Annotated in this window: 2 protein-coding genes; both read left to right on the forward strand. The window is 75.4% G+C overall.

All coding sequences use genetic code 11. The features are described from left to right. The coding region (locus BN12_RS21215; protein ID WP_200901270.1) for an FtsX-like permease family protein at window positions 1-1,207 on the forward strand (1,207 nt) is incomplete at its 5' end. Then, the coding region (locus BN12_RS21220; protein ID WP_083454833.1) for an ABC transporter ATP-binding protein at window positions 1,204-2,137 on the forward strand (934 nt) is incomplete at its 3' end. The genes BN12_RS21215 and BN12_RS21220, both read left to right, overlap by 4 nt.

The following is a 2,137-nucleotide window of genomic DNA, read 5'->3' on the forward strand; positions in this document are numbered from 1 at the left end:
CCGCCTGACCGGCGATCGGCTGCTCGCCGCGGTGACGTCGACGGGTGCCGCGGAGCTCGGCGACTCCGGTCGGCCGCGTGACGGCGCGGTCATGACGGTCGCCCTCCAGCTCGTCACCCCCGAGGGGATCGACCGCACCATCGCCCTGGCCCGACTCGGCGCGTCCCCTCGGGCCCAGCAGGTCATCGTGCCCATTCCGTGCGTCGAGACGTGCACGGTGCGCGGCATCGCCTTCGCCTCGGCCGTCGGGGTGCCCCTCGGCGACACCGTGACGCTGAGCGGGGTGTCGACGGACCGCCACGGCGTCGGCCTCGGGAGCGCGTCGCAGTGGCGGGCCGGTGCCGGCCCCAACGGTGCGACCTCGGTCCAGGCGGTCCCCGACGGCCTGCGGATGCGCGTGACGACCGCCGGCGGACCCGACCTCGTCGTGGAGAGCGCCGGCCTCCCCGAGAGCGTCCCGGCGCTCGTCACCCCGGCGCTCGCGGCGAGCACGGACCCGGCCTCGACGGCCCAGTTCGTCGACGGCAGCACGCTCCTGGTCTCGGCGGCGGGCCGGGTCCCCTACGCGCCGGGGGCGCGAGCCTCCACCTTCGTCGTCGACCTCGACACCCTCCTGCTCCAACGGTGGCGAGGCACGGGCGACGCCGTCCTCGAGGTGTACTCGGACCGGGCCGACCCGGCATACCTCCGATCCGTCGCAGACCGCCTGGCACGGCAGGGGATCCACGTCGTCGACACGAGGACCCGGGCGGCACTGGAGGAGCGGTATGCCGAGAGCGCGGCGGCGTGGAGCCTGCGGCTCGCGCTCGTCGTGGGGATCCTCGCCGTGCTCGTCGTGGCCCTCGCGCTCATCGTCCTCGTCGAGAGCTCGGCCCGGGAACGCAGCCGGGACTACGCCGGGCTGCGACTGGCCGGCCTCGGCGCCCGGAGCGTCCGGCGCGTCGCCGTCGGCGAGCTCCTGCCGGTCGTCGTCGTCGCGTCGATCCTCGGGCTCGGTGCCGGAGCGCTCGCGACGCACGCGGCGATGCCCCGCATTCCGCTCTTCCCGACCGGCTCCGCCGTCTACCCGGTCGACCTCACCCTGGCATGGTGGGCGGTCGGAGCGGCGGCGGTCGTCGCCCTCGCGGCACTGGGCGCGACGGCGGTCCTCGCCGCCGCGCGCGTGTCGGCCCGCTCGGGACCGGATCGGCTGAGGGAGGCGGGATGACGGGAGGCGAGTCCATCACGACCGTGGGCCTCGTGCACATCTACCGGTCCGAGGGTCACGACGTCGCGGCGCTCGCGGGAGTCGACCTCACCGTCCTGGCGGGCGAGGTCGTCGGGCTGCTCGGCCCGTCGGGTGCGGGCAAGTCGACGCTCCTGGCGCTCATCGGCGGACTGTTCCGGCCGAGCGCGGGGAAGATCTTCGTCGGCGAGCGGGAGCTCTCGGCGCTCACCGCCTCCGAGCTCGACGAGTTCCACGCCCGTGAGACCTCGCTCCTGCTCCAGGGCGCCCGTCGCAACCTCATCCCCTACCTGACCCCGCGGGAGAACGTCGCCTTCGCGCAGGAGGCCGCGCGCCGCCTCGGGGCCGAGGTCCCCGACCCGGGGCACGTCCTGGAGAGCGTCGGGCTCGCCGAGCACGGCGACACCCCGCTCGCGCACCTCTCCCAGGGCCAGCTCCAGCTCGCGGCGCTCGCGGTCGCGATGGCCCCGGCTCCCGGCGTGCTCCTCGCCGACGAGCCGACGAACGCGCTCGACCACGTGGCGCGCGAGCGGATCCTCGAGGCGATGCTCCGGATCAACCGGCAGGAGGGGACGACGATCGTCGTCGTCACCCACGACCCGGAGGTCGCCGGCCGGCTGCCCCGGACGGTGACGATCCGCGACGGGCGGATCGGGGGAGAGGGCCGCAGCGGGGAGGAGTACGCCGTCGTCACCGCCGACGGCTTCCTGCCCCTGCCGCTCCACGCCCGCGCCGACCTCCCTCCGGGCACGCTCGTGCGGTTCGACAAGGTCGAGGACACCTACGTCCTCGTGCCGCGCCCCACCGGTGGATCCGCCGAGGACGCCAAGCCCTACCAGGACGAGCCGTATGCCGCCTCGCCCGCGCCTCAGCGACCCGTCGCCGCCGATCGACCCGCCGCCGATCGACCCG

Source organism: Nostocoides japonicum T1-X7, assembly GCF_001046855.1.
Classification (GTDB): domain Bacteria; phylum Actinomycetota; class Actinomycetes; order Actinomycetales; family Dermatophilaceae; genus Nostocoides; species Nostocoides japonicum.